Genomic DNA, 26047 nt, shown 5'->3' with positions numbered 1-26047 from the left:
AACGTTGGCGTTTATTTTGTTCAGTTTTCAAAGATCAATTTCAACTGCTGTTATCAACGACAGCTTTAACATCATACCATTTATTCAATATGAATGTCAACATGTTTTCAGAAGTAATTATTCCGATAAAACATATCACTTGTTAAGAATTTGACTACATCTAAACATCCACTCACTCCAAGTTGATGTTATATCAGTAGCAGATCAACATTTTACCATTTCCCGAAACATAAAGTCAATAATTTTTTCCGAAAAATCACTTGTGGATAGTTATTATCGAATTTCAAATGTACTAGTGATTTACAAAGTCACAATAATTAGCGACAGGAATTAATATAACATACATTCAAAAATAAAGTCAATGATTTTTCAACTTAATTTTTCATCTGATCTACATTACCTTTTATAAAAAGGAGTTCTGCTTATTTAAATAAATACTCCTTTTTGATGCGTTTCTTCTATTAATCATAAGCAGCATATAAATGAATCGATATAAAAAGTTAAACCGAGGCATGTGAATGAACCTCTTTCCGAACTTCCCATGCATGCAGCAATTTGAAAATTGGCGGCAAAATGAGGCAGACAGCAATAATTCGTAGCACCTGTACAGCAACGACAAATGTCGAGTCGGCATCAAGAACAACAGCAGTTGTCGCCATTTCAGCGATGCCACCTGGTGCAAATGCAAGTGCCGCAGTCATGAACGCCATTCCAGTCATTTCCGAAACAGCATAGGCGCATGCAAACATTGCGACAATTAAAACTATGGTGCTGATGAACGCGACCGTTAACGTTTGTTTTAATCCGATAAACATTTCTTTCCGGAAACGCGAGCCAATTGATACCGCAATTAGAATTTGCGAAGCGACCATCACGCTGTGCGGCCAGAATGCGGCCATATCATGACCTACGTATGAGGAGCTAACGGACTGAACGATCGCAACGGCGACCATGCTTCCAAGCAGCCATGGCGCCGGAAATTTCAACAGTTTTCCTAACCGGTATCCTCCATAAGCAATAACAGCCAGTACCGCAGTCCACAAAAGCTGATTCAGTTCAAATGATAATGCCGCAGGCCCCGCCTCAACCGGTATCGATGCATGAAAAACGGGTGCCGACACGATGACTGGGATGATTAAAATAACGAGGAAGACACGCATCGTTTGAATGAGGCTGACGACCGCTGTGTTTGCGCCGACTTCTTCCGCCATTCCAGGCATCGCGGACAATCCACCCGGTGCTGTGCCAAAAAAACTCGTCAGCATATCCGTCCGGCTAAATTTCCATAGCATATAACCGGATAGCAGTGAAAACACGATTGACAATAACAACATGACGAGAATAACCACCCAGTGCTGCTGAAAAACGGATAAGACCGATAAATTTATTTTTTGCCCGAGCTCAATGCCTAAAATACATTGCCCGATATAAAGCCAGTATTTCGGTGTTCCTTTGGATCCCAGTAAATGTGGCTTTGCGAAAGAAATAAGTGCTGCCGTTAGCAGCGTTCCGAGCATCCAGCCGATCGATAAACCCGTCATCGACAATAAAAGACCACCCACACTGCTCATCGCCATAAACAACCATTTATTTTCTTTCATTATATCTTCCCTCTTTCTGTTTCTTGTACAATTAACTATAATATACATACAGAAATAAATAAAATAATGGTTTAATATGATCAATCATAAATAAAAATTATGTCTATTGGAGGGGATTTTATATGGATGAGCGTGATTGGCTCTTTTTGCAGACACTTTATGAAGAAAAAAATATTACGAACGCAGCAAGAACGTTGTATATTTCACAGCCTGCTTTGACAAATCGATTAAAACAAATTGAAAAAGAATTCGGCGTTCAAATCGTCAATCGCGGCAGGCGCGGTGTTCAGTTCACACCGCAAGGCGAGTATTTAGCAAAATGCGCGCACGAAACGATTCATCGCATGCAGCAAATAAAAGAAAATGTACTCAATATGGAAAATAAAATCGCCGGCACACTGCGACTTGGTGTCTCCACCTTTTTCACAGATTACAAACTGCCCGGCTTGCTGAAATTATTTAAAGAGGAGTATCCAGATATTGAGTTTAAAGTAACGACGGATTGGAGCAGTCAAATCGCTCATTTAATCCATAACCAGGATGTACATGTTGGATTGGTGAAAGGCGACTACAAATGGAAAGACCAAAAGCGGCTCTTATTTGACGAATCGATCTGCATCGCCTCAAAAGAAAAAATTGATTTGAGTGATCTGCCCGACTTACCTCGTATTGATTACCGCACCGATCAAAACTTAAAAATGATCGTCGACAATTGGTGGGCAGAAAACTATACAAAGCCGCCACTTGTCAGCATCGATGTCGATAAAGCCGGCACGTGCAAAAACATGGTCGCCAACGGACTCGGCTATGCCATTTTGCCAAGCATGATTTTAGACGATCTTGAAGACTTGCATAAAACCAAACTAAAAACGAGTGAAGGCGAGCTGATTATCCGTAAAAGCTGGATGTTCTTTCACGAAGAGTCTCTGCAACTAAACATTGTGCGAGCATTTGTTGAATTTATTGAGCGAATCGATCTGGAAGCCATTCATTAAAGTAGTAAAAACTAAGTAAAAAAAACGAGATGCCCCACCAATTTCGGGACACCTCGTTTCTTCATTGGTAATTAATTTCATTTTGAGCCATCCAGTATGTTTTGCAGACCAGCTATTGCTTGCTTTTGTCCAAACAGTGTGTACGGACCGGCAGTTGCCATAACACCACCTGCTTCCGTGACGAGTAATTGTCCGGCTGCTACATCATAAAACGCTGGGCTCATGTAAAGTGCCGCATCAAAACGGCCCGCTGCAATGTAAGCTAATGTTACGGCTGCAGTCCCAATAATCCGCACTCTGTACACATCATTCACAATTTTACCAAGAAGTTCGAGACGCTGCGTGTTCGCTTCTTTATTCCCGTCTTTTGCAAAATCGCTATGGGAAATGATTGATTCTGCGAGACTGACTTCACGCACCTGAATCCGCTCACCGTCTTTAAACGCACCGCTGCCTTTTGACGCCCAGTATACTTCATTCAACCCTGGAAATGAAAGGACCCCTACAACTGGATCATTTTTATATGTTAGTGCGATCGATACACCATATAAAGGAACACCCATGCTGTAATTAATCGTGCCATCGATTGGGTCAATCACCCATTCAAAATCACTGTCACTATCAATCGCCCCTGCTTCTTCACTAAAGATGCGATGATCAGGATAGGCTGCTTGAATGCGTTCGATGATCAGTGCTTCCACTTTCAAATCCATTTCCGTCACGAAATCTTTTGCGGCTTTCAACGTCTGCCCGCCTGCTTTGCCTTCCTGAGGTAAAATAAACTGTCCTGCTTCTTTTCCAAGCTCAATCGCAAATGCTAAATAATCTTTATACATATAATCGCTCCCCATATCTATGTATTCTTCCCCTTCTATCATACAGCATCCAAACAGATGGGTCATTTAAAAAAAGGATCAGTCCCAGGCGGACTGATCCTCTCATCTGATTTTCCCATCTTCAATCCGCACAATGCGGTCACATACATCAAGCATTCGTTCATCGTGTGTCACCATGATGGCTGCTTTATTGCGCCGTTTCACTCCATCGGCAATCATTTCAACAACGTCCCGGCCACGTTTTAAATCAAGGCTTGCAGTCGGTTCATCCGCAAGTAAAATGTCTGGATCATTCATCCAGGCCCGGGCAATCGCCACACGCTGCCGCTCGCCGCCTGACAGCTTTTCTGGATAATGACCGGTCCGGTGCGATAACCCAAGCTGTTCCAGCAGCTCATCCGCCTTTTTTTCACCAGCTGTCTGTTCTCCCGATAATTCTGCAATCAAAAGAAGCTGATCGCGCACCGTTAAATAGGGAATTAAGTTAGACGTTTGAAAAATGAAACCGATTTTCTCTAAACGAATACGATGGCGTTCTTTTTCAGACAAATAGCTAAGATCTTCTCCCCCAACCAAAACGCGTCCAGACGATGGTGTCAACAAAGCACCCGCAATCGATAAAAAAGTACTTTTCCCCGATCCGGATGGTCCGACGACGGCCACAAATTCGCCTGCTTTCACTTCAAATGAAATATCATTCAATGTATTTGTATCTCCGAATGACTTATTTACATGATCCAGTATTAGTTTCGCTCCCATTAAAATGATCCTCCCATCGCGTCAAGCGCATCCACTTTCGTTACTTTATACAACGACAACAAAGAACCAAGTACCGATACAGCCAAAAAAAGAAGCGAAGTGCCTGCCGTAAGCGATGGCGTCAAATAAAATGGCAAATCCACTGGCAAGACAAAAGCGATTCCATAAACGAGCGCAACACTAATGAGTAAACTTACGATCGAGATGATGATCACCTGATAAATAATCGTCCGTGCAAGATAGATTGAATGCGTACCGATCGCTTTTAAAACGCCAAATTGATGCATTTTTTGAATCGTCATGACATAAAAAAATACCGCAAGCACAATTGCTGCAATCATAAACAAAAAGACAATCATCATCATCAATGATCCTTGTTCTTCTTTATAACCAGGAATACTTTGCAACGCTTCTTTTTTTGTCAGCAATTCTACACCATCTACGTGTATACTCTTTGATTGAACGGCCACGGCACTGACAGGCCCCTCTGTTACAAAGATCGCAGGCGTATGGCTGAATGACTGTCCTTCTGTTAAGCCGGTCACCGTCATCACTTCTCTAGTAATAGAGTCCGTGAATTGATCACCAATTGTCATTTGCAGCGACTGATCTGCGACAACACCTGACTTACCTTCTACAATTCTTGGCATAATCTCACTTTCCGGATTCATCGAAAACACCGTTACATCGACTTTTCCAGTATGCTCAATCGTCATCATCCGAACACCGAACGGTTCGCCGCCAATCGCATCTACCTGTCCAGCCGATAATTCGGAACGATTCAGCCGGTTATCTGCTTCCTCCTGCAAAACAAAATAGTCGGCATCCATTTTTTGAATCACTGCTGCATTATCAGAAGCAAGCCCATTCGCAAGACCAGTCACAAACAGGACCAGCCACGCCACAAGCACCATAATGAGCCCGATCAGCGTATAACGGAGCTTCGCGTATTTCATTTCTCTAATCGCTAAAAACATCATTTATCCACCTTTCTTTTTCCTTGTACACAGTGTAAGAAAGAAAGATGAACGCAATATGAACGGATTATGACAAAATCGGCAGACTGACTGAAAATGTTGTTCCTCCTCCAGTTTCACTTTCTACTTTAATCGATCCATTATGCAAATGAACGATCTTTTGCACGATCGAAAGGCCGAGTCCTGTGCTGCCTTCTTTTCGGTTTCGCGCTTTATCGGCTCGATAAAAGCGATCAAATATAAAGGGCATGTCTTCTGGTGCAATTCCCTGCCCTGTATCCGTGATCGTAACGATACACATCCATTCCGTTTTCGATACATCAATTGAAATCGTACCGCCCGCTCCCGTATATTTAATACTGTTTGTAATCAAATTCACCCATACTTGATGAAGCAATTTCTCATCTGCTGTAATGGAGGCAGGCGCGATATTCAAACTGAACGCCAGATCCTTTTCCTGCCAGCTCCATTCTGTCATTAAGATAACCTGCTTTATTTGTGCTGAGACATCGTATGATTTTTTCTCCAACGTTGTGTCTTCCTTGTCAAGCGTGGCGAGAGTCAGCAGCTGCTTGCTTAAGCTGGACATTCGCTGACTTTCTTCTTCAATGATCGTTAAATAACGCTCGCGTTCGGCATCTGATAGCTTTTCAGTTCGAAGTGTTTGAGCGAAACCTTGAATAGAAGCAAGTGGCGATTGTATTTCGTGCGATACGTTTGAAACGAATTCCTGACGCATCTCATCAAGCTGCGATAAACTTTTCGCCATCTTAGCAAAATGATTAGTAAGCTTTCCGATTTCATCTTTCCGCTTTACATTCAAGTCGACATCATACATGCCTTGCGCGATTTTCTTCGTTGCATCGGTCAATGTCACAATGGGTTTGACGATGTAACGCGTACTCATAATCACGAGCACTATACTTATCAGAATTATCAGCAACACGAGCACAGAGAAGAAAAGGCGGAGTTCACCAAACTGCACTTCTGTATTCGGGCGTATAAACAGCGCATACCGATCACCATTTATCATCACCGGTACGCCAATCGTGTTGACTGCTTCATTGTCAAAAAAACCGGTCACAAATGCGTTGCCGGCAAAATGCGAAATGCCATGGTATGTTTCACCAGCTTGAACGCGCCTGATAATGTCTGCACCTAAGTTACGATCGCGAAATGCACCGCCATAGTCATTCCCACCCTGTTCATTAACGAGATAGATTTGGTAACCAAGCGCCCCAATGTGATTCAAATAGTTATCTTTATTCAATGATGGATTATTCTTTGTAAATGCTGCAATGTTCTGTGCCATAGCCGTTATTTTTTCATCATTATACGGCTTTAAAAATTGTTGATAATACACATTTGAAGCGATAAAGGCGATAAAACTGCTCACGAGCATGACAAAAATTGTTGTCCATACGATACGTAAATAGAGCGTCTTCATCATTGCTTTAACTCCATTTTATATCCTATACCCCTCACGGTTTTGATCAAAAAATCATCGGTCCGCCCTGAAAATCGCTCGCGAAGCCGCTTTATATGAACATCTACCGTTCGGTCGTCTCCCGAAAAATCGATGCCCCAAATGAGATGAATCAATTCTTCCCTCGTAAAAATCCGTCCTGGAAAACTCGCCAGCTGAGCCAATAATTCAAACTCTTTCATTGGCAGCATCATGAGCTGTCCTCCACACTCCACTTCATAGCTACGCCGGTCAATCGTCGTGCCATTCATGATGATTTTCTCTTCATTCACCTTCTGATACCGGCGGAGCAACGCCTTTATTCGAAACAGTAATTCCTTTGGAGCAAAAGGTTTCGTCAAATAATCATCCGTTCCGACTGCATACCCTTTTTCTTTATCCTCAAGCTGATCTTTCGCTGTCAATAAAATGACCGGCACATCGTAATGACGCCGAATTTCTTCGCATAGCTCATATCCGTTCTTATTTGGCATCATGACGTCGACGATCGCTAGATGAATCGTCTTTTGCTCAAGGAGAAGAGACGCCTTCGCTCCATCGTCTGCTTCAAACACGACATACCCTTCTTCCTGCAGTGAACGCCGGACAAGTTCGCGAATATGCACGTCGTCATCCGCTACTAAAATATGAATCATTCGCTCACATCCTTTTTTCATTCATCATAACGCAAACAGCCTGCAGAGAAAAATCTCTACAGGCTATTATCTATTTTCAACTACTTAGCCGCCGATGTACGACATGCCAATTTTCTTTCGATTCTTCGCCGTCTGCTCTGTCCGTTCATCCGAATAGCGGTCGTCTCGTTTTTCCCATATACTTCGGATAGCAGATGCAAGCTCCTTATCCTCAGCGCCAGACCGGATGATCGCCCGAAGGTCGTGCCCCGCTGATGCAAACAAACACATATAAAATTTTCCATCTGATGACAGACGCGCCCTTGTGCATGAGGAACAAAATGATTCGGAAACCGATGTAATAAACCCGACTTCCGCCGTCGAATCTGCGTATCGGTAACGACCGGCCACTTCCCCAAAATAATCAGCATCTACCGGCGTAAGATTTTCATTTTTTTGCAGCTGTGCTAAAATCTCTTTTTTCGTCACCACTTGCCGGAAGCTCCAGCCGTTATCATTACCGACATCCATAAACTCAATAAATCGAAGCGTAATGCCACGCTCTTTAAAATAAGCCGCCATTGGTACAACTTCGTGGTCATTCACACCTTTTTGTACAACCATATTTACCTTTACCTGAAAGCCGAGTGCCTTCGCATAGTCGATGTTCTCAAGAATCGGTCCCGGTCCGATGCCGCGCCCGTTCATTTTCCCGAACGTTTCTTTAGACAACGAATCGAGGCTTACATTCAATCGTTTTAAACCCGCTTCAAATAGGGCTTTGCCGTGCTGTTTCAGCAGCAGCCCATTCGTCGTCAGTCCAATATCATCAAGTCCGTCAATCGCACATAACATCCGAATGAGTTCCGGCAAATCTCTTCGCAGGAGCGGTTCGCCACCGGTTATACGAATTTTCTTCACGCCGAATGCAACAAATTGTTTCGCTAATCGTGTCATTTCTTCAAATGATAACAGCTCGCTTTTTGGCATAAAGGCATAATCATCGCCAAAGACTTCTTTCGGCATACAGTACGTGCATCGGAAATTACAACGATCGGTGACTGAAATACGCAAATCACGCAGCGGTCGCTTTAGCTGATCCAATACGTGGAGACTGGTCATGGCAATCCATCCTTTTTATTTGTCATTATCCTCCGCTGACGGGTGGAATAAAGGCGACATGGTCCCCTGGTTTCACGGATTCGGTTTCAAGTACATACTCTTCGTTCACAGCCACTTGTACGGCTGAAAAATCAAATGCCGGGTATGTATCCGCTGCCCACTTCACAATGTCTTCCACTGTTCCGTCTGCCCATTGAATGTCTTCTGATGCTTTTCCAGCTGCTTCTTTCAACCCTGCAAAATAATGAAGATGAATCATCGTCATTCACTCCCTGGTTTATATGATTGGTCGCCTATCCACTCTTCGCCATCTTCCCACATTTCTTTTTTCCAGATGGGGACGACTTTTTTGATTTGTTCTATCGCGTATTCATTCGCCTCATAGGCCGCTTTCCGGTGTGGCGATGATACAGCAATCACGACGGCAATATCTGAAATGGAGAGCGCTCCGATACGATGGACAATCGCAACACGGGAGCCCGGCCACTTTTGTTTAATTTCCACACCAATTTCCGCCAGTTTCTTCTCCGCCATCGGTACATATGCTTCATATTCTAAATACATGGTCCGCTTGCCATTCGTCCATTCGCGCACTGTACCCGCAAATAATGTGACAGCTCCCGCTCCTGGATGCGTGACATACTCTATATAACGCGCTGGTTCAAGTGGTTCGGTCGTGACTTCAAAAGGCTTCATTAATTGAGCACCCATGATTCCACCCCTTCTTCTGTTCCAATGAGCAGGACATCGACTTCATCGCCCTTTTGAAAGCCCCTTGTTCCACCCGGCAGGACAATAAAGGCATTGCCCCGAGCGATCGATGTCACTGAGTTTGATTTATTAAATCCAGCTGGTGCGATAAAAGAGCCTTTCGGTGTCGATTTATAGACCGCCCGGATAAAACGGTTAAACGGATTCGCTTTTGCAAAATCGGCTGTTAACACCGCTTTTGTATAAGCCAAATACGGCTTATCATTGCCCATCATCGATAATAGGACCGGTCTTGTAAATAGTTCAAAACCGACAAAGCAAGCGGATGGATTTCCAGATAAACCAAATAAGAAGGTATCGTTTACATGCGCTACAGTTGTCACACTCCCTGGGCGCATCATTACTTTGTTAAATAATACTTCCGCGCCGAGCCGCTTATATACGGCTGGCAAATAATCAAAGTCACCGACCGATACACCGCCTGTCGTGATGACCGCGTCACATTCATGGACAGCTTCTTTCACCATGTTAAAACAAGCATCCTCATCATCCGGCAGCGTGCCAAGCAATCGGCATTCGATCCCCATTCGTTTCAGCTGGGCCGCAATCATTGGCCCGTTTGAATTGCGAATTTTGCCCGGTTCAAGCGATTCATTTACGTCAAGCAGTTCTGTGCCTGTCGCTAAAAGCCCGACGATTGGCCACTTTGCCACCTGCACGTTTGCGTAGCCAAATGTCGCGAGCACTGCAATGACCCCAGGCTGAATAAATGCGCCTGCCTCTACGATGACTTCTCCTTCTTTTGCATCTTCGCCTTTTGGCGACACATTTTCCATTGGCGCAAACGGTTTACGAATGGTAAACGTTTGCCCATCAATCACAGTCTGTTCAAGCATGACGATAGCGTCCGCCCCTTCTGGCAACGGCGCCCCCGTCATAATTCGGACTGCTTCTCGTTCGCCTAACGTATGTGATGATACCGCACCTGCACCTATGTGATCCATAACGGTAAATGCGATTCGTGATTCACCGGATGCACCTTCTGTATCAACCGATCGCACTGCAAATCCGTCGTAAGGAGAACGATCAAACGGAGGAACGGGGTGGCTTGCTATAACCGGTTCGGCTAAAATGCGGCCATACGCTTCTTCAAGCAGCACCGACTCGCTTTTGACATGTGCCACCCGTTTCATCACTCTGTCTACTGCTTCTTTTACTGGAATCGGCTTCCGTTTTTCGACCACGATAAACGCCTCTCTTTCTTTTTCTCATGATATACTACTTTCATAACGCACTGAGAAAGGATGAAACTTATGTCTGAATTGACTCATTTTAACGAACAAGGACGAGCGAAAATGGTGGACGTATCCGATAAATCAGAAACCGTCCGAACAGCTATCGCGCACTCGTCTATCGAAGTAAGTAAAGTCATTTACGATCAGATCGCTTCTGGCCAAAATAAAAAAGGGGATGTATTTGCGGTCGCACAAGTTGCTGGTATTATGGCTGCCAAGCAAACCTCATCCATTATCCCCATGTGCCACCCAATCCCGCTCACAGGTGTCAACATAACGTTTAAATGGGATATTGACGTCTCAAACAACCATTATGCCGTACTAATTCATGCCGAAGCGAAAACAAAAGGCGTCACGGGCGTTGAAATGGAAGCATTAACGGCTGCATCCGCCGCAGCTTTGACAATTTATGATATGTGCAAAGCGGCTGACAAAGAAATGGTCATCGGCCCAACATTCTTACTTAGCAAAACCGGCGGGAAAAATGGGGATTACGAACGCGCACGCAATTAAGCGGCGTGTTTTCTTTCATCTGCATACGTGACAACATATAAGAATGCGGATGAAATGGCATCGATGCCAACAGAAACCGTTTCATCATTTCCTTACTTCATGAAGCAAATGTGCTGCTTCCGGCAAAATCAGTCGCTTCATTGCCAAATCTACAGCCCCCCGCGATCCTGGAAGCGCAAACAAAAGTTTATTTCCACCTGCTGTTCCGGCCGCTGCCCTTGATAGCATCGCCTTCGTACCGATATCTTCTGTGAAGCTCAAATGGCGAAAGATTTCCCCAAATCCCGGAATTTCTTTTTCAAAAAACGGTTGGACCGTTTCAATCGTCACATCACGTGGAGCAATGCCTGTTCCACCTGTCACAATAATAAGATCCATTTCTTTATCGTGAAGCCATTTTTGTATTATCCGCGCAATAGCTGTCTGCTCATCCGGCACGATGACGTAATCGATTATTGTATGTCCGGCCTTTTTGAGCAGCTCTTTTATATGAATACCACTTTTATCTGTTTCTTCTGTTCTCGTGTCGCTTACAGTTAGCACTGCAACAGATACAAGTAAATCATTCGAAAAGTCTACCGACATGGTCCGATCCCCCATTTTTTCAGCTGAATAATTGATTGTACAGCTTCATTGCTTTGTTTACATCCTGCATATCGTGAAAAAAGAGCCGGCCGTTTGCGAATAAGACAATCCGGCTGTCTTCGTACATCATTTGCAAAAAATAGGGTGTCCGTTTACGCGTTAGATCAAGTTGTTTAGCAATCCGTTCACCGTCATCAAGCGTTAACTGCCTGCCTGCAGCAGGTGTCAGTTGAATGATATCGCGACCACATAAAACAGCCGCTTTCGTTTCTTGCGATTGATTCAATGATGGATATGTTCGTTCTTTGCCGCATGACGGGCAGTCTGGCCGCTTCATTTTACGGAGGCCGAATTGATTTTGCTCATTCATCCATACATCAATCCGAAGCAGCTCTTTTCGCATTGCGTCGTGGTTCCCCGTCAGCCATTTCATCACTTCGGCACATTGATAGGAAGCCGTAATCTGTACAGCAGGCGCAATCACTCCTGCTGTATCACACGTTTCTCCAGATGAAGGCAGAACCGGGAGAAGACAGCGGAAGCAAGCTCCTTGATCCGGAACAAATGGCATGACCACACTTGATCCACCGACACACGCTCCATACACCCATGGAATACCATATTTCAAACTCGCATCATTGATGGCGAGTCTCGTTTCAAAATTATCTGTTCCATCTAGCAGAATATCACTTGTTGCAGCTAGTTTTTCAATGAGTGCGGCGTCTGCGTGATCCATCCACACTTCAACCCTCACATCGCTGTTAACTTCCGCAAGCCGCTTCTTCGCCGCAACGACTTTCGGAATCATGTCACGTGCATCTTTCTCTGTATAAAGCGGCTGTCTATGCAAATTAGACACTTCCACATAATCCCGGTCGACGATAAGTAGCTGTCCAACACCGGCACGTGCCAGTATGTCTGCTGCTGCTGAACCGAGCGCGCCGCAACCAATAATGGCGACCATCGATTCAGCGAGACGGTTTTGTCCATCTGCTCCAATCGGCCGGTAGGTCTGCTGCTTCCTATACCGGTTTTCCATGCTATCCTTCAACCCTCTTCATCATCATTGTTTATTCCTTTTATATGACCATCGCATAAAATGCTCTTTACCTACAGAGTACTTCAACAATTTATGTAATAAAGCATAACATTTTTTCACTATTAAGTTCATTATATTCTGACTTATTTTCATGTTTAATGGATTGTACGCCTTCTCTTTATAACAAAAAGACCGGCTAAACGTGACCGGTCTTCCTAAAAGATCATTTAATAGATTATTTTTTTGGATGACGTCGTCCAGTTTTCAAATGGCTCTTTACTCTTATCTATAACCAACTTTTTCATTTTCAACGAACGCTCTTCAATTGGCTGCCCCAGTTCTTCGTAAATAAACTGGTCATCAAATCCAATCGCTGCAGCTTCTTCTTTCGTACAAGCATAATACACCGCATCCGGCCGTGCCCAGTAAATCGCACCGATGCACATTGGACACGGTTCGCAGCTTGTGTAAATCTCACAGCCAGTCAACTGAAAGGACTCTAGATGCTGGCATGCTTCGCGAATCGCCTGTACCTCTGCATGTGCCGTTGGATCATTTGAAGCGGTTACTTCATTGCTGCCTCTCCCAATAATTTCTCCATCTTTGACGACAATGGCGCCAAAAGGGCCGCCATGTCCAGTATCAACGTTTTCTTTCGCCAACTGAATCGCGTGCGCCATTAATGATTCCTGTTTAGTCATGACTGATCAACTCCTCCATTCGTGGATCGCCTTCTAGCATTTCCTTGAATTGGACCACTACCCGGTCCCGAATCTGATCCGGCACCTGATTTAAAAACTGCTTCGCCTCAGATATCTTATCAATTTCTATAAGGACAAGGATGATACCTGCATATCCTTCTGTTTTATAAGGCGCTGTTTCAATCAATTCTTCATATTCCGTGAGTGCATCATCCGGCTGTCCAGTATACATATACGCATCGCCAAGCATTTCCCGCACAACCGCATCAGATGGATGACGTTCTTTCAATAGAAGCAAATGCTTCTTCGCTTCTTGAATATACTTCTCTTTCCCGCTTTCCGTTCCATGACTCATCGCCGCTGCCGCTGCTTTAAATCGCAAACTGTCATCATCGTGATTCGAGAGATAACGTTTCAACACTTTCAACGCGTCATCTGCCACACCTTGCTCGATGAAAAAGATAGCCAGCCTGTCGTACGCACGCGGATCGTCTGGCTCAAACTCAATCGCTTTTTCATAATATGCCGTCACCGTTCCAACAAGGCTCGCTGTTTTAATTCCGCTTGTCAGCTTCTTCAGAAGCCCACGATGCTCTTTTTCCGTCTGCTCCCGAACACACAGTACAAGTACATCAGCACTGTTTCGATAAACAGATGCTGTATCTTCATCCAGTAATTCCATCTCTCTTACGAACTTCTCGACTTTCAACAGCTTTTTCGATCGGTAAAGAGCTTCCACCCACGGTTCATATAATGACTCATTGTCAGGTTCTTTTTGAATGAGTGCTTCGATAAGCAACAATGCTTCTTTTATATTGCCTGCTTTTAAATACAATGAAGCCAGCTTTGCCTGAAGCTGGACAGATTCTTCTTGTTTGAGCAGACAGATCGCTTCATCTATATCGAGCATATCTGCGAGCGCACCAAGTCGCCATTCTTCATCTGTCGTTCCTTTTAATTTTCCCAGCTGCGTGATTACTTTTTGCCGCTCTGCAGGCGTTGACATCCACTCTGAAAAAAGATCGAAATCACACGCCTGTGGCATCTGCTCAAGCACATGAAAAAGATGTCTTTTTCCTTTATTGCAATCACTCGTTTCCATATATAAATGAGCAAGTTCATCATGTGCGGCTGTAAAATTATGATCCAGTTGAATACAGCGGCGCAGATGAAAGACCGCTTTTTCATACTCTTCAATAGCCCGATACAGTTTGCCGAGCCGGTAATGAGGAAACGTGCTTTTCGGATCAAGTTCCACCGCTTCTAAAAGCAGCCATTCCACTATCTCCATATTCTCCATCTGCTCATGAAAAATCGCTTCATAGCAATAAATGTCGCTGATCGGGTACCGGGCACGCAGCGTTTCCGAAAATAACGCCGCCCGATGAATAAACGGTGTGTCTTCCACGTAATCCACATACATGGAAACATGCTCCGATAAATCATCGCCTCCTGCTGTGAGACCCGCTTCCATAAAGTTGAGCGCCAGCGACTGCTGAATTTCCCGTTCTGCTTCTTCCATCATCATCGCACCGGCCCGCACAAGTATATCCGGCCGGGTTTCTGCGCGAATCACTTGTTCCGCCCGCTCCCAATCATCTTGTTTAATAATCGACTGTGCTTTATATACAACCGCTAGCAGTTCACCATCGTCATCGAGCCTCACTGCTCTGTCATACGCTTCTTCCGCATGATCATACAGCTCACGGCCCATCCGCGTATGGCCGATATACAGCCAGAGAATACCTGTTTTCGATTCCGGTACAAAATCCTCAGCTCCCGTGCGTAAATACGCTTCAGCCCGCTCCCATTTTTCTTCCTCCATCCGTATTTCTGCAATACGCAAATACGGATACGGTAAAGCCGGGTTCATATCAAGCGCACGCCTCAGCCATTTAGATGCCTGCTTATCGCCAAGCTCCATATAGCAGCGCCCAATTTCATATGCGTAATAATCATTGTTTGGATATTCTTCTGAAAGCTGTTCAAACGCGTGAAGTGCTTCTTGAACGGCACCTGACTCCAACAAAATAATTGCATATGTCGAACGGGTAAACTCATCTGTTCCGGCTTGTTCAAGGGCCGTCAATGCATGGTGTCTCGCCAACTGAAACTGTGAAAAATCCGCATAGCTTCTCGCTAAATATGCATAAGCAGACGGCTGGAACGGATCTTTTTCAAGTGACCGATTCAAATGAAAAATCGCTTGCTCCGTTTTGTCTTTCTGATAATCGACGACTCCCATCAAAAAATGAGCATATGCGTTTTTCTTTTTCACGTTATTCATAACATCTTGAAACTCTTTACCTGTTTGATCGTGCGTGTAATACGACTGCGCAATCAAAAGTTGCACATCTTCGTCATCGTCACCAAATCGCTCCATCACATGACGGATCCATTTTTCCTGATACAGCTTCGCTTTTTCATGCTGAATCATCGATAGACCGAGAATCGACGCAAAAATTTCGCCGTCATTGTTTTCCAGAAATGCAAGAAATGAATCGATTGATGCCTCTATGTTTTGTTCTATTTCTTCCAGATGAACGAACATGCTTTGGAAAAATTGATGTTCCTTTTCATCTAAAGGCTTAAGTAGATGCATCTGTTCTGTCGTGACGAATACGACAGACAGCCGATCTTTTAACCGGTACATTTTCGCCGCCTCATCATACGACACCATAACCGCTTCAAATTCATTCGGATCCTGCACTAGCAGTACGCCAAGTCGATCATCATACCCAACCACGACCTGCACATGCGAGTTGTTTTCAATCAACATATCGAGCATGACCGGGCAGCCTGCGTCAATAAACTGTTTATATAAATCGATCGTCCCTTTGAAAAACTTCGATGTAAAACCAAGCGACGTCATATAATCAATCGCGGTCATTAGCTTGGATCCTGTCACATCAAATACGTACTCCGCCACTTCATCCTGCGATATTTTTTGACCCAATGCCTGCAAAACCATCGACAACGCAGCCGGCACGCAGTAATTAAGCTTTTGTCTGACCGGCTGAATCGTGAGTTCTTTATACTCGCCATCAGGATTGATCGTCCGCTCGCCTAATTCAGTCGATTGCAGCACCTTTTCATGTTGTGAAATCCATGCCTGCAGCTCGTCCCATTTTTCAAGACGGTACAGCGCTTCTGCTTTTAAATAAAGGAAATAATCGATGTTTGCGTGAAATGGATTTTCTTCGTTTAACCATTCCACGTTTTCAAGAACATCTGCGGATCGGCCCATATGACGTAATCTGCGTATTTGTTCCAATTGAAGCGATGGCAAATCCGGAAACCTTTCCGCTCCTTTTTCCAAAAAGTGAAGCGCTTTTTCATGATCTCCCTGTCTTGATAACAGGTCAGCATAGACGAGATAAGAGATGTCACCCCGTTTGTCAAACGATAGATTGAGACCTTTCACAATCTCCTGTTCCGCCCGCACCCAGTCGTTCGTTTCCATGTAAAAAGCGGCGAGCTGATCCGGCAGAAGAACACCACCTGCTGTTTTAATGCGTTCCATGTATTCGTCCGCTTCCCGGTAACGATGCAGCTGGCACATCGTCCAAACGAGCAAAAGATAAGCCTCCTTTTTTTCTTCGACAGATAATGAATCGATGTCCTTGTCAAAAAGGTGCCGCTTCATTTTCGTCTCCGCTTCCATGCTTTTCCCCTTCTCAAGCAAACTGTAGCAGTACCACGAAAAAGTGCGCACTGATTGAAATCGCTTATTTGCCATGACTGCTAAAAAATGACTGTAACTGTGCATAGACCCAGCTTCCGCGAGCCGGATCAGCCGGTAATAGTCCTCTTCCGATTCAATTTTAGCAAGAAACTCGCGCAAAGCTTTATATGATTTCAATTCCCAGAGCTGCCGAATTTTCCCGATCAGTTCTGAAACAGTTTTAATATCAGATGGTTTCATATTGCAACGCCCTTTCTGAAAGTTTTCACATAACTTTCAGCGTAGCAGACATTCGAAGTACAGGCAAAGAGATTTGTTGTTGATTGTTAACGAATGGACCAATTTAGTGGAGATTAACAGCACGCTATCATCTCATACAAAAAGGATGATCTCAACGGTTATAGAATGAGCGCAGCCTTCATTCTTGATTCACGAATATCTTTCCCACCTCCTTGTAAATGGAGCTCCACGATCGTTTGGCAAAACAGATGGGGATCGACTGCTCGTTCGCTTTTCGTTTAATGACACTTGAAAGATTATGATTAATATAGTCTGTTAAGACAAGAATGAGGTCGACTTTTTGAGGGATATTCGTTTTTACCATTTTGGCCTTTCGACCGCTCACATGAATCACTTCATCAAATCCATGATGCTCCAATTTGTCTGCTAGTTTATCAATTTTGTCTCCACCTACAACTAATAATGAGGTCATCTTACTATCTCCTTTCTTTTTTTAAAACAAAAAGCTGCCTACCTTTAAAAGATAAGCAGCTTTCAGTCGCCTGATCAGCCTGTTTAAATCGAATAATCCTCTGGAATAAAAACACGAAGCTGGTTTGGTTTAACGAAAACGTCCTCGCCTACTTTTAGCTCCAGCTCTCGGTATCGTTCTCTCGTTAATTCCGCTTCTAAAAATTGATCGGTATCTTCTCGTTTCAACTCGATGTGAACAGATCGGCCGACGGCATGAACGTGGACAACCTTTGCTTGTACGGCTTCATTCGATGTATCTTCTCTGTCAATAGTTACGTCATGCGGACGAACGTAGCCGACAGCCTGCTGATTTTCTGCGCTCTCAAAGCCCGGTGCATCAATTTCCACATTTCCATAAAGCAGCTTTCCATTTTGAAGCCTGCCTTGAAATAAATTTACATTCCCCAAGAAATCATATACAAATGGACTGTTTGGATGATCGTACACTTCTTCCGGACTGCCGATCTGTTCAATTTTCCCTTCATTCATGACCACAATCCGGTCGGCTACATCGAGTGCTTCTTCCTGATCATGTGTCACAAAAATACTCGTAATATGGAAGTTATCATGTAGTCTTCGCAGCCAGCGCCGCAGCTCTTTCCGTACTTTTGCATCAAGTGCGCCAAACGGTTCATCAAGAAGCAGCACTTTCGGTTCAACGGCGAGTGCCCGTGCTAGTGCAACACGCTGCCGCTGTCCGCCGGAAAGCTGAGACGGGTAACGGTCCGCGAATGCGTCAAGCTTTACAAGCTCGAGCAGTTCATTCACTTTTGCTTCGATCTCTTTTTTCGACGGCCGCTCTTTTTTCGGACGTACTTTCAATCCGTAGGCGACGTTGTCAGACACGGTCATATGCTTAAACAATGCATAATGCTGAAAAACGAACCCGACTTTTCGCTCTGTCGTACGAATGTGGGTCATGTCTTCTTCACCGAATAAAATGACGCCATTGTCCGCTTCTTCCAGACCTGCGATAATGCGGAGCAGCGATGTTTTTCCTGACCCGGATGGACCGAGCAGTGCCACGAGCTCTCCGGTTTTGATATCAATATTTATATCATTCAGCGCGTTAAATGAGCCGAATGTTTTTGATACTTCTTTTATTTGAATACTCATATGAAAGCCCTCCTGTCTTATCCGTGCTGACTTGTTTTCCATTCAATGAAATTTTTCAAAACGAGCGTGACGATCGCCAAAATCGACATAAGCGATGCGACAGCGAACGAAGCGGAAAATTGATATTCATTGTATAAAATTTCAATATGAAGCGGCATCGTATTCGTCAAGCCGCGAATATGTCCGGAAACAACCGAAACGGCGCCGAATTCGCCAACTGCCCGGGCATTACAAAGGATGACTCCATATAATAAGCCCCATTTAATATTCGGCAACGTGACGAGAAGAAACGTTTTAAATCCGCCGGCACCAAGTGTTAAGGATGCTTCTTCCTCTGCCGATCCTTGCGCCTGCATGAGCGGGATCAATTCACGAGCAACAAACGGGAATGTGACAAACAGTGTGGCCAGTACAATACCTGGTACAGCAAAAATAATTTTAATGTCCTGTTCGAATAAAAATTCACCGAATAAACCGTGTGCGCTAAATAACAAAACGAATACGAGACCGGCAATAACAGGTGAAATCGCGAACGGCAAATCGATAATTGTAATTAAAAGGCTTTTTCCTTTAAAATCAAATTTTGTCACCGTCCACGCAGCGGCTACACCGAAAATAGCGTTAAGCGGGACCGTCAGCAAGACGACGATCAATGTCAATTTGATTGCTGACAGTGCATCCGGGTCTGTAATGGATGCGAAATACACACTCGCTCCCTGTTCAAATGCTTTTATAAAGATTGCAATGAGCGGCAAGACGAGAAAGATAAGCAAAAACCCGAGTGCAAGCGCGATAAGCAGGACGCGAATCCAAAGCGGTTCTTCTGCTGTCCGCTTGCCTGTGTTTTTACTGCCATGCTGCATTGGAATATGCCCGGCCATGAAATTCCCTCCTTAATTATGAACAAACTTCCGATTCGTCCACCACTGTATTCCGTTAATGAGCAGAAGCAGGACGAACGAAATGATGAGCATGACCGCCGCAATCGCTGTCGCCCCGGCATAATCATATTGTTCCAGCTTTGTCATAATAATGAGCGGTGTAATTTCCGTTTTCATCGGCATGTTTCCTGCAATGAAAACGACCGAGCCATATTCACCAAGCGCCCGCGCAAATGCAAGAGCAAAACCGGTAAGCGTCGCAGGCAAAATCTCTGGAATGATCACTCTAAAGAATGTTTGAATTCGGTTTGCTCCTAAAATAGCGGAAGCCTCTTCCATTTCCTGATCGAGGTTTTGAAGTACGGGCTGTACCATCCGCACAACGAATGGCAAACCAATAAATGTTAACGCGATCGTAATACCAATAGAAGTAAACGCAACTTTAAACGATAAAAACTGACCGATCCAGCCGTTTTCCGTATATAGTGTTGTTAATGCGATACCCGCTACGGCGGTAGGAAGCGCAAACGGTAAATCTACCAGTCCGTCTATTACGCGCTTGCCTGGGAATGAATAACGAACGAGCACCCAAGCAATAAGCACGCCGAATATCACATTTATACAGGCCGCTGCAAACGCGGCTCCAAAACTTAGTTTATAAGAGGCAACAACACGCGGTTCTGTCACTGTCGCCCAGAAATCCGCCCAACCCATTGATGAAGTATTAATAAAAATCATCGATAGCGGCAGCAAGACGAGCAAGCTGACATACAACATCGTAAACCCGAGCGACAGCCCGAATCCCGGTAATATGCTATGTTTCTTAAATCTCCAGTTCTTCGCCATGACATCACCTTCATTTCTATAATAAATAAACGATATAGTTTAAAAAATAACGGCGGGAACGAATCCCACCGTCTTCGCCTTATTGTGGCTGATAAATTTCATCAAACGTGCCGCCATCGTTAAAGTGTGTTTCTTGGGCTTTTTTCCATCCACCAAAATCATCGTCAATAGTGACGAGATTAATGTCTGGGAATTGATCGGCGTATTTCTTTAATACTTCTTCGTTACGTGGACGGTAGTAGTTTTTCGCGGCGATTTCTTGACCTTTTTCCGTGTACAAGTATTCAAGATACGCCTGCGCAACTTCTTCTGTGCCTTTTTTCTCTACGTTTTTATCGACAACCGCAACCGGCGGCTCCGCTAAAATACTAATTGATGGGACAACAATTTCAAATTCGTCTTTTCCAAGTTCGTTCAGTGAAAGAAATGCCTCGTTTTCCCAAGCAATCAGAACATCACCAATGCCACGTTCCACAAATGTCGTCGTTGAACCACGTGCACCTGTATCGAGCACTTCCACATTTTTATAAATATTTCCGACGAATTCTTTAATCTTCGCCTCATCGCCATTAAACTGCTGATCCGCGTATGCCCAGGCAGCCAAATAGTTCCAACGTGCACCGCCTGATGTTTTCGGATTTGGCGTAATAACCGATACGCCTTCTTTCGCTAAATCATTCCAATCTTTAATGCCTTTTGGATTGTCTTTACGTACTAAGAAAACAATCGTCGACGTGTAAGGAGTTGAGTTATCTTCCAATCTTGTCTGCCAGTCTTCTGCAATTAAATTACGGTTCGCGGCAACTTCATCAATATCTCCAGCAAGAGCCAGTGTCACAACGTCCGCTTCCAAGCCGTCAATCACTGCACGGCCTTGTTTCCCGGACCCTCCATGCGATTGCTGGATGGTGACTTCCTGGCCCGTTTCTTCTTTCCAATGTGTAGCAAATTCTTTGTTAAACTCTTCATATAATTCACGCGTTGGATCATAAGATACGTTCAAAATTTCAACCGGTTCTTTTTCAGCAGTAGAGTCCGTTTCTCCGCTCCCACTGCTTTCTTCTGAGCCGCAGCCCGCTAAAATAGCCGCTGTCGCTGTAATCGCAACTAAAAATTTGGATGCTGTTTTCTTTTTTTGCATCGTGTAAAACCCCTCTCACCTGTTTATTTTCATATAAAAAAGGCAGACTTTATTTAATATTTACTTATTAAAAAAGTCTGCCTTCAGTCTGTCTGATCGGCTTTTTATTGAATTCTTATTTGTTTTGGTCTTTCAAATGCCTGACTTTTCTTCAAAGGAAACCGCTGCTTTTCCAGCCGGTCAATTTGTGTAATTTGCGAATCATGTATGACAATTTCCACCGATCCGTATTCAATTCCCTTTAGCGACTGCACAATACGCTCAATCCACTGATCATCAATTCTTTTTTCTGACATGTCGTTCCCCTCCATTTTTAATCTTGACTATATCAGTCGACTTTTGCACAAAAAAGGCTCCAAGTAATCTACATTCAAAAAAACGTTTAGATTGCAAGGAGCCTTCAGTTGTCTGATCGGCAGTCTTTTGTATGTAGTTTTTTTATAACCAAGTATTTAGGTTTGTTTTATTTGATTAATTGGATTATAGCGCATCCTTTATAACATGTCTATACGTTTTTTTCAAAAAATTGAATTTATTTAAATTATATTGGTACAACTGGCCGCAATTTGCCTTGCAGTAAATCATCCAGTGTCGTTTGTTCTAACACGTAAGCGATCGTGTCTGTCATAAGTGTCTTTTCAGAAATTTCACTGATCGACATTAACTCTTTTCTTCTGTCCAAGTACGATTAAAGCACGCAGCGCATACTCTCCACGACTAGATACTTTTATTTTGAGTTCCTCCTTTCCCCAAAACCTACTAATTCGATAAGATTTATTTAAATTATATGTGGTTCCTAAATAAATGTCTATAAAAAAAATGAAAAAAGCGATCTAAATTCGATCGCTTTTTTCATTTCGTGCTCTATTCATCTGTGAAGCATTCAAAATAAGTACTTTTATATTCGTCATTGAATTCCTCCCATTTTGCTTTCATACAGTGTCTACCCTTTTTCCAGAAAATTAGTCTTCACTTCACTTTATTATATCCGTTCTCTCCATACGGCTGTAATTTTTCCAGCCACTTCTCTTCTAGCTTCTCGAGTTCCCTTTTTTCATCAAAAAAGCCGTTTTCTTTCTTTTTTAATACTTCAAGCACGTCGAATTCAAATGAATCCTTTCCGAACTCATTCCACTCTTTTTGCAGCTCTTTATGTGTACTTGAACCGGCTTCAAGTTCAAACTTGCGTCCGTTCAATGTTTTTAAATTCCGTGTGCTTGCAATGAAAGTCTTACCGTTCACCATATTTTTGATTTGATAAATCCCTGCTTCTATTGTTGTTTCTTTATATTGCTGTTTCAATTCTTTTTTGCGGTCCATTTTACTTTCCTCCATTACTCATTCACCCAGTAGGCACTGCCGTCTGATCTTCTTCTTAAAAATCCATATTCGATTAAATACCGTCTTACTTTGACGTAATCATCAAAAATCGCAGCGATGATTTCGTTCACTTCTTTTTCGTTATAAGTCTGCCCTACAGAAAACTTCTTGGCAACTTTTCTCATGACAATGAGGCGCTGTTTTTCTTTTGGTGGAAACGTAAGCAGTACACCATCCGGCATAAATTTCGCAATCGTCTTTGCCTGCTCCTCTTCCGTTACATCATAGCGGCTGTCAATCATCTTCGCTTTTTGATGAGGCGGCACGAGCGACGGCGCATGGGCATCTTTTTCTTTTAGCAGCTCCATTAATGCCAAAAACATTTTCGCCTGACGTTCTTTTTCTTTCAGCACAAAACGGTGATTCCGGATTGTCGACGCACTGCCAATTCCCATCTCTTTCTGTACTTCTTTATCATTTTTTCCTTCATAAAAAAGACGCATTAGATTATTTTGATGCTCCGTTAAGCCAGTCAGTTTTTTATCCATGCCTATAATGTAATCAAATACTGATTCATGCGATTGCTCTATGTGAAGCTGCATATATCGCTCTGCTTCATATAAGACTTCTTTCTCCGGATAAATAAGTCCCTTTTCAACTTTTGTTCCGCAAAGCAAACAAAGAAAGTTCTTTTTTTCTTCTACATACCCCCGCTTTAATTCATCTAGCGGCGCATTCCAAAAACGTTCCGAAACACCCATTAACCAAACACCACCTAAATAAGTTTCTCTATTAATAAACATATTATATTTTTGTTTGTTTTATGTCAACTTTCCGAAGAGATCTTATCTAAAGTTGATAATACTTTAGCCAAACACCATTCTTTATAGCGAAAAATGATTTTCGCAACTTAAATCGTGTATAATTTATACAAAAGACAGTCTCTAACAATTTCATATATTGCTGGATGAACTCGTGTCTTAAAATAGATGGGAGAATGAGAGATGGGTACGTTATATTCAATTGGTGAAGTATTGATTGACTTTATTCCGCTTCAAAAAGGACGGGCATTGAAAGATGTCGTGTCGTTTGAACGAGCTCCTGGCGGTGCACCCGCAAATGTAGCAGCAGCCGTTGCCAAACTGGGTGGCCACTCTAAGATGATCACGAAGCTCGGAGCGGATGCATTTGGTGATTTTTTATTAGAAAAATTAGAAGAAACTGGCGTGGATACAAGACATGTCATTCGCACACATGAAGCAAATACAGGGCTCGCATTCGTTTCACTTCGAGATGACGGCGAACGTGATTTTTCATTTTACCGGAAGCCGTCTGCAGATTTGCTTTTGACGGCTGATGAAGTGGATGAGTCAATCTTTGAAGCTGGCGATATTTTGCATTTTTGTTCGGTTGATTTAGTCGACAGCCCGATGAAGCAGGCCCATGTAAAAGCGATGCAATCAGCAAAAGAAAGCGGCGCCTTAATCAGCTTCGATCCAAACGTACGCCTGCCGCTCTGGGACAGCCCCGATGCGTGCCGCGAAACCATTCTCGAGTTTATTCCTAAAGCACATATCGTGAAAATTTCCGATGAAGAGCTTGCTTTTATAGCGGGAATAGAGGACGAGGATAAAGCGATTGCGTCGCTGTTTGTCGGTGATGTACAGACGGTTATTTATACGAAAGGGGCTGCCGGTGCAACGCTTTATGTACAGGATATAACAATTGATTCTAGCGGTTATTCTGTTGACGTACAGGACACCACCGGAGCCGGTGATGCTTTTATTGGTGCATTGCTGTATCTACTGCTTGAAGCTGGGGCAGATCAAAAAGGACTCTCTGCTGTTCTCGCACACCACGGCCATTCCATCCTGGCCTTCGCTAACGCAGCTGGTGCAATTTCGACAACCGGAAAAGGCGCGATTTCATCATTGCCTTCTAAAAATCAAATTGAAGACATGCTCAAAACCCCCTAAGCACCGTGCTTAAGGGGGTTCTGCTTGTTTATCAAGTTTTATGACCAGTCCACCTCATTTCTGACCGGTTATCGAGTTTTTTGCATACTTATGTAAAATAAACTTTTTATTACGGCTGAATTGTATATTGCCACACACCATCCACCTTTATTTTCGCAACATGTCCCCGGTTTTCCAAATAATCAAGATGACCGATCACTTCCGACATAACGAGAGAAAACTGATCGTAATAAACATTTTTATAATAACGTAAGGCGATTTCAGCTGCTGTAGCCGAACCGTTTTCAATAAAAGAAACAAATTTCCCCGCTTTTTTATCGATGCGGCTTAACCGATTTTGAATCAATGATTCCCCGTTTTCAATTAACGTCCCGTGTCCTGGGAAAACGATATTCATTTTTAAATCCAGACATTTTTTCATGGAATTCCTATGCTGGACAAGTGTCATCATTCGATTACCTGAAGAATCCGGTTCAACTAGCGCATTGCTCGATATGTGGCTGATCAGCAAATCACCTCCGAACAGCCATCCCCTTTTCTCATCATAAAGCGCCATTTGATCCGGCGCATGACCAGGCGTTTCGATGATACGTAATGAAAGACTTGTCAAAAAGTCATCCTCGATCGGTGTTAAACTGGCTTGCAGCGCGTTGTCCTTATTTTTTTCAATGGCCTCTCTAACAAAACGAGCCTGCTGTTCACCGGCTTCCCCGCATCCCATCTCTTTGTACAGTTTTTCAAAGAAATCGGCTCTTTTCTCCAAAAAAGCTGGTTCCCGTTTTAAACGTGGAACAGCCTCCTTGTGAACGAAAACGGGTATTGGATGGCGTGAGACAATTCGATCGACAAGTCCTACATGATCAATGTGATGATGTGTCAATATAATACCGGTTAAATCGCTAAGTGAAAGATTATTTACTTCGAGCGTATGTAGGAGTGTATTCCAGCATGCTTCATCGTTCATGCCAGCATCGATCAAATAAAGCATCTCTCTTTCCTTGAGCAAAAAGAAATTCACGCTTTTCAAACTGGAAGAGTTCGAAACGATCACCGGAAAAACAGTCTGTCCATCTCGTTCTATTTTCATCATTATCC

The 26047-nt window shown here is 43.5% G+C and carries 26 protein-coding genes; 3 read left to right on the top strand and 23 right to left on the bottom strand.

All coding sequences use genetic code 11. From position 1 onward, the window contains the following. Positions 1-500: 500 nt before the first annotated feature. The gene (locus AWH49_RS10370; RefSeq protein WP_063965626.1) at positions 501-1601 is read right to left on the bottom strand and encodes an AbrB family transcriptional regulator; all 1101 of its coding nucleotides are present in this window, start codon (positions 1599-1601) and stop codon (positions 501-503) included. Between the two features lie 122 nt (positions 1602-1723). Between AWH49_RS10370 and AWH49_RS10365 the strand changes: the two genes are divergently transcribed. Continuing rightward, positions 1724-2596: a LysR family transcriptional regulator gene (locus tag AWH49_RS10365; protein ID WP_034288422.1), complete on the top strand. Its 873-nt coding sequence runs from the start codon at positions 1724-1726 to the stop codon at positions 2594-2596. 77 nt (positions 2597-2673) lie between these two features. Here the strand turns inward: AWH49_RS10365 and AWH49_RS10360 are convergent, their stop codons facing one another. From AWH49_RS10360 to AWH49_RS10320, 9 genes are all read right to left on the bottom strand, one after another. Then, a complete protein-coding gene (locus tag AWH49_RS10360; protein WP_063965625.1) occupies positions 2674-3432 on the bottom strand; it encodes an inositol monophosphatase family protein in 759 nt (252 codons plus the stop codon). A 102-nt stretch (positions 3433-3534) separates the two neighbouring features. Then, entirely contained in the window at positions 3535-4191 is a 657-nt protein-coding gene (locus tag AWH49_RS10355; RefSeq protein ID WP_063965624.1) for an ABC transporter ATP-binding protein, read from the bottom strand. Continuing rightward, complete coding sequence (locus AWH49_RS10350; protein WP_034288417.1) at positions 4191-5168, bottom strand: FtsX-like permease family protein; 978 nt, start codon at positions 5166-5168, stop codon at positions 4191-4193. The genes AWH49_RS10355 and AWH49_RS10350 overlap by 1 nt, the downstream gene beginning before the upstream one ends. 67 nt (positions 5169-5235) lie before the next feature. Further along, complete coding sequence (locus AWH49_RS10345) at positions 5236-6615, bottom strand: HAMP domain-containing sensor histidine kinase (RefSeq protein WP_063965639.1); 1380 nt, start codon at positions 6613-6615, stop codon at positions 5236-5238. Next, positions 6615-7289 carry a response regulator transcription factor gene (locus AWH49_RS10340; protein ID WP_063965623.1) on the bottom strand — a complete coding sequence of 225 codons (675 nt, stop codon included), beginning with the start codon at positions 7287-7289 and terminating at the stop codon, positions 6615-6617. Before AWH49_RS10340 ends, AWH49_RS10345 begins: the two co-directional genes overlap by 1 nt. A gap of 84 nt (positions 7290-7373) precedes the next feature. After that, entirely contained in the window at positions 7374-8390 is a 1017-nt protein-coding gene (gene moaA, locus AWH49_RS10335) for a GTP 3',8-cyclase MoaA (RefSeq protein WP_063965622.1), read from the bottom strand. A gap of 25 nt (positions 8391-8415) precedes the next feature. Next, the gene (moaD, locus tag AWH49_RS10330; protein ID WP_063965621.1) at positions 8416-8649 is read right to left on the bottom strand and encodes a molybdopterin converting factor subunit 1; all 234 of its coding nucleotides are present in this window, start codon (positions 8647-8649) and stop codon (positions 8416-8418) included. A 2-nt stretch (positions 8650-8651) separates the two neighbouring features. After that, positions 8652-9086: a molybdenum cofactor biosynthesis protein MoaE gene (locus tag AWH49_RS10325; RefSeq protein WP_063965638.1), complete on the bottom strand. Its 435-nt coding sequence runs from the start codon at positions 9084-9086 to the stop codon at positions 8652-8654. After that, positions 9086-10345, bottom strand: coding sequence for a molybdopterin molybdotransferase MoeA (locus AWH49_RS10320; protein WP_063965620.1), 1260 nt, complete (start codon positions 10343-10345; stop codon positions 9086-9088). Before AWH49_RS10320 ends, AWH49_RS10325 begins: the two co-directional genes overlap by 1 nt. Positions 10346-10414: 69 nt before the next feature. On the opposite strand from AWH49_RS10320, the gene moaC reads away from it, so the two are divergent. Beyond that, positions 10415-10909 carry a cyclic pyranopterin monophosphate synthase MoaC gene (gene moaC, locus AWH49_RS10315; protein WP_063965619.1) on the top strand — a complete coding sequence of 165 codons (495 nt, stop codon included), beginning with the start codon at positions 10415-10417 and terminating at the stop codon, positions 10907-10909. Positions 10910-10993: 84 nt separating this feature from the next. Here the strand turns inward: moaC and AWH49_RS10310 are convergent, their stop codons facing one another. The 12 genes from AWH49_RS10310 to AWH49_RS10255 form a co-directional block, all read right to left on the bottom strand. After that, a complete protein-coding gene (locus tag AWH49_RS10310; protein ID WP_063965618.1) occupies positions 10994-11494 on the bottom strand; it encodes a MogA/MoaB family molybdenum cofactor biosynthesis protein in 501 nt (166 codons plus the stop codon). A 19-nt stretch (positions 11495-11513) separates the two neighbouring features. Further along, positions 11514-12533, bottom strand: coding sequence for a ThiF family adenylyltransferase (locus AWH49_RS10305; RefSeq protein ID WP_063965617.1), 1020 nt, complete (start codon positions 12531-12533; stop codon positions 11514-11516). A 227-nt stretch (positions 12534-12760) separates the two neighbouring features. Continuing rightward, positions 12761-13234: a nucleoside deaminase gene (locus AWH49_RS10300; protein WP_063965616.1), complete on the bottom strand. Its 474-nt coding sequence runs from the start codon at positions 13232-13234 to the stop codon at positions 12761-12763. Then, complete coding sequence (locus AWH49_RS10295) at positions 13227-17159, bottom strand: tetratricopeptide repeat protein (protein ID WP_063965615.1); 3933 nt, start codon at positions 17157-17159, stop codon at positions 13227-13229. Before AWH49_RS10295 ends, AWH49_RS10300 begins: the two co-directional genes overlap by 8 nt. A 178-nt stretch (positions 17160-17337) precedes the next feature. Beyond that, the gene (locus AWH49_RS10290) at positions 17338-17631 is read right to left on the bottom strand and encodes a DUF2325 domain-containing protein (RefSeq protein ID WP_063965614.1); all 294 of its coding nucleotides are present in this window, start codon (positions 17629-17631) and stop codon (positions 17338-17340) included. Positions 17632-17714: 83 nt separating this feature from the next. Next, on the bottom strand, positions 17715-18788 hold the full coding sequence (locus AWH49_RS10285) for a sulfate/molybdate ABC transporter ATP-binding protein (RefSeq protein ID WP_063965613.1): 1074 nt from the start codon (positions 18786-18788) through the stop codon (positions 17715-17717). A 17-nt stretch (positions 18789-18805) separates the two neighbouring features. Beyond that, positions 18806-19669, bottom strand: coding sequence for a sulfate ABC transporter permease subunit CysW (gene cysW / locus AWH49_RS10280; protein WP_063965612.1), 864 nt, complete (start codon positions 19667-19669; stop codon positions 18806-18808). A 12-nt stretch (positions 19670-19681) separates the two neighbouring features. Then, a complete protein-coding gene (gene cysT / locus AWH49_RS10275; RefSeq protein WP_063965611.1) occupies positions 19682-20515 on the bottom strand; it encodes a sulfate ABC transporter permease subunit CysT in 834 nt (277 codons plus the stop codon). A 79-nt stretch (positions 20516-20594) separates the two neighbouring features. Beyond that, positions 20595-21656, bottom strand: a complete 1062-nt coding sequence (locus AWH49_RS10270) for a sulfate ABC transporter substrate-binding protein (RefSeq protein WP_063965610.1) — start codon at positions 21654-21656, stop codon at positions 20595-20597. A gap of 104 nt (positions 21657-21760) precedes the next feature. Further along, positions 21761-21952, bottom strand: a complete 192-nt coding sequence (locus AWH49_RS10265) for a YezD family protein (RefSeq protein WP_018395341.1) — start codon at positions 21950-21952, stop codon at positions 21761-21763. A gap of 673 nt (positions 21953-22625) precedes the next feature. Further along, positions 22626-22976, bottom strand: coding sequence for a GIY-YIG nuclease family protein (locus AWH49_RS10260; protein ID WP_063965609.1), 351 nt, complete (start codon positions 22974-22976; stop codon positions 22626-22628). Positions 22977-22990: 14 nt separating this feature from the next. After that, the gene (locus AWH49_RS10255) at positions 22991-23737 is read right to left on the bottom strand and encodes a DUF2087 domain-containing protein (protein ID WP_063965608.1); all 747 of its coding nucleotides are present in this window, start codon (positions 23735-23737) and stop codon (positions 22991-22993) included. Between the two features lie 243 nt (positions 23738-23980). Here AWH49_RS10255 and AWH49_RS10250 point away from each other — a divergent pair, with 243 nt between their 5' ends. Continuing rightward, entirely contained in the window at positions 23981-24952 is a 972-nt protein-coding gene (locus AWH49_RS10250) for a carbohydrate kinase family protein (RefSeq protein ID WP_018395336.1), read from the top strand. Positions 24953-25061: 109 nt separating this feature from the next. On the opposite strand, the gene AWH49_RS10245 is transcribed toward AWH49_RS10250, so the two are convergent. After that, positions 25062-26039, bottom strand: a complete 978-nt coding sequence (locus tag AWH49_RS10245; RefSeq protein ID WP_063965607.1) for an MBL fold metallo-hydrolase — start codon at positions 26037-26039, stop codon at positions 25062-25064. Positions 26040-26047 lie beyond the last annotated feature (8 nt).

Source organism: Domibacillus aminovorans, assembly GCF_001643235.1.
Lineage (GTDB): Bacteria > Bacillota > Bacilli > Bacillales > Domibacillaceae > Domibacillus > Domibacillus aminovorans.
Note: the sequence above shows the minus strand (reverse complement) of the source record. Positions and strands in the feature narration are given on the sequence as shown.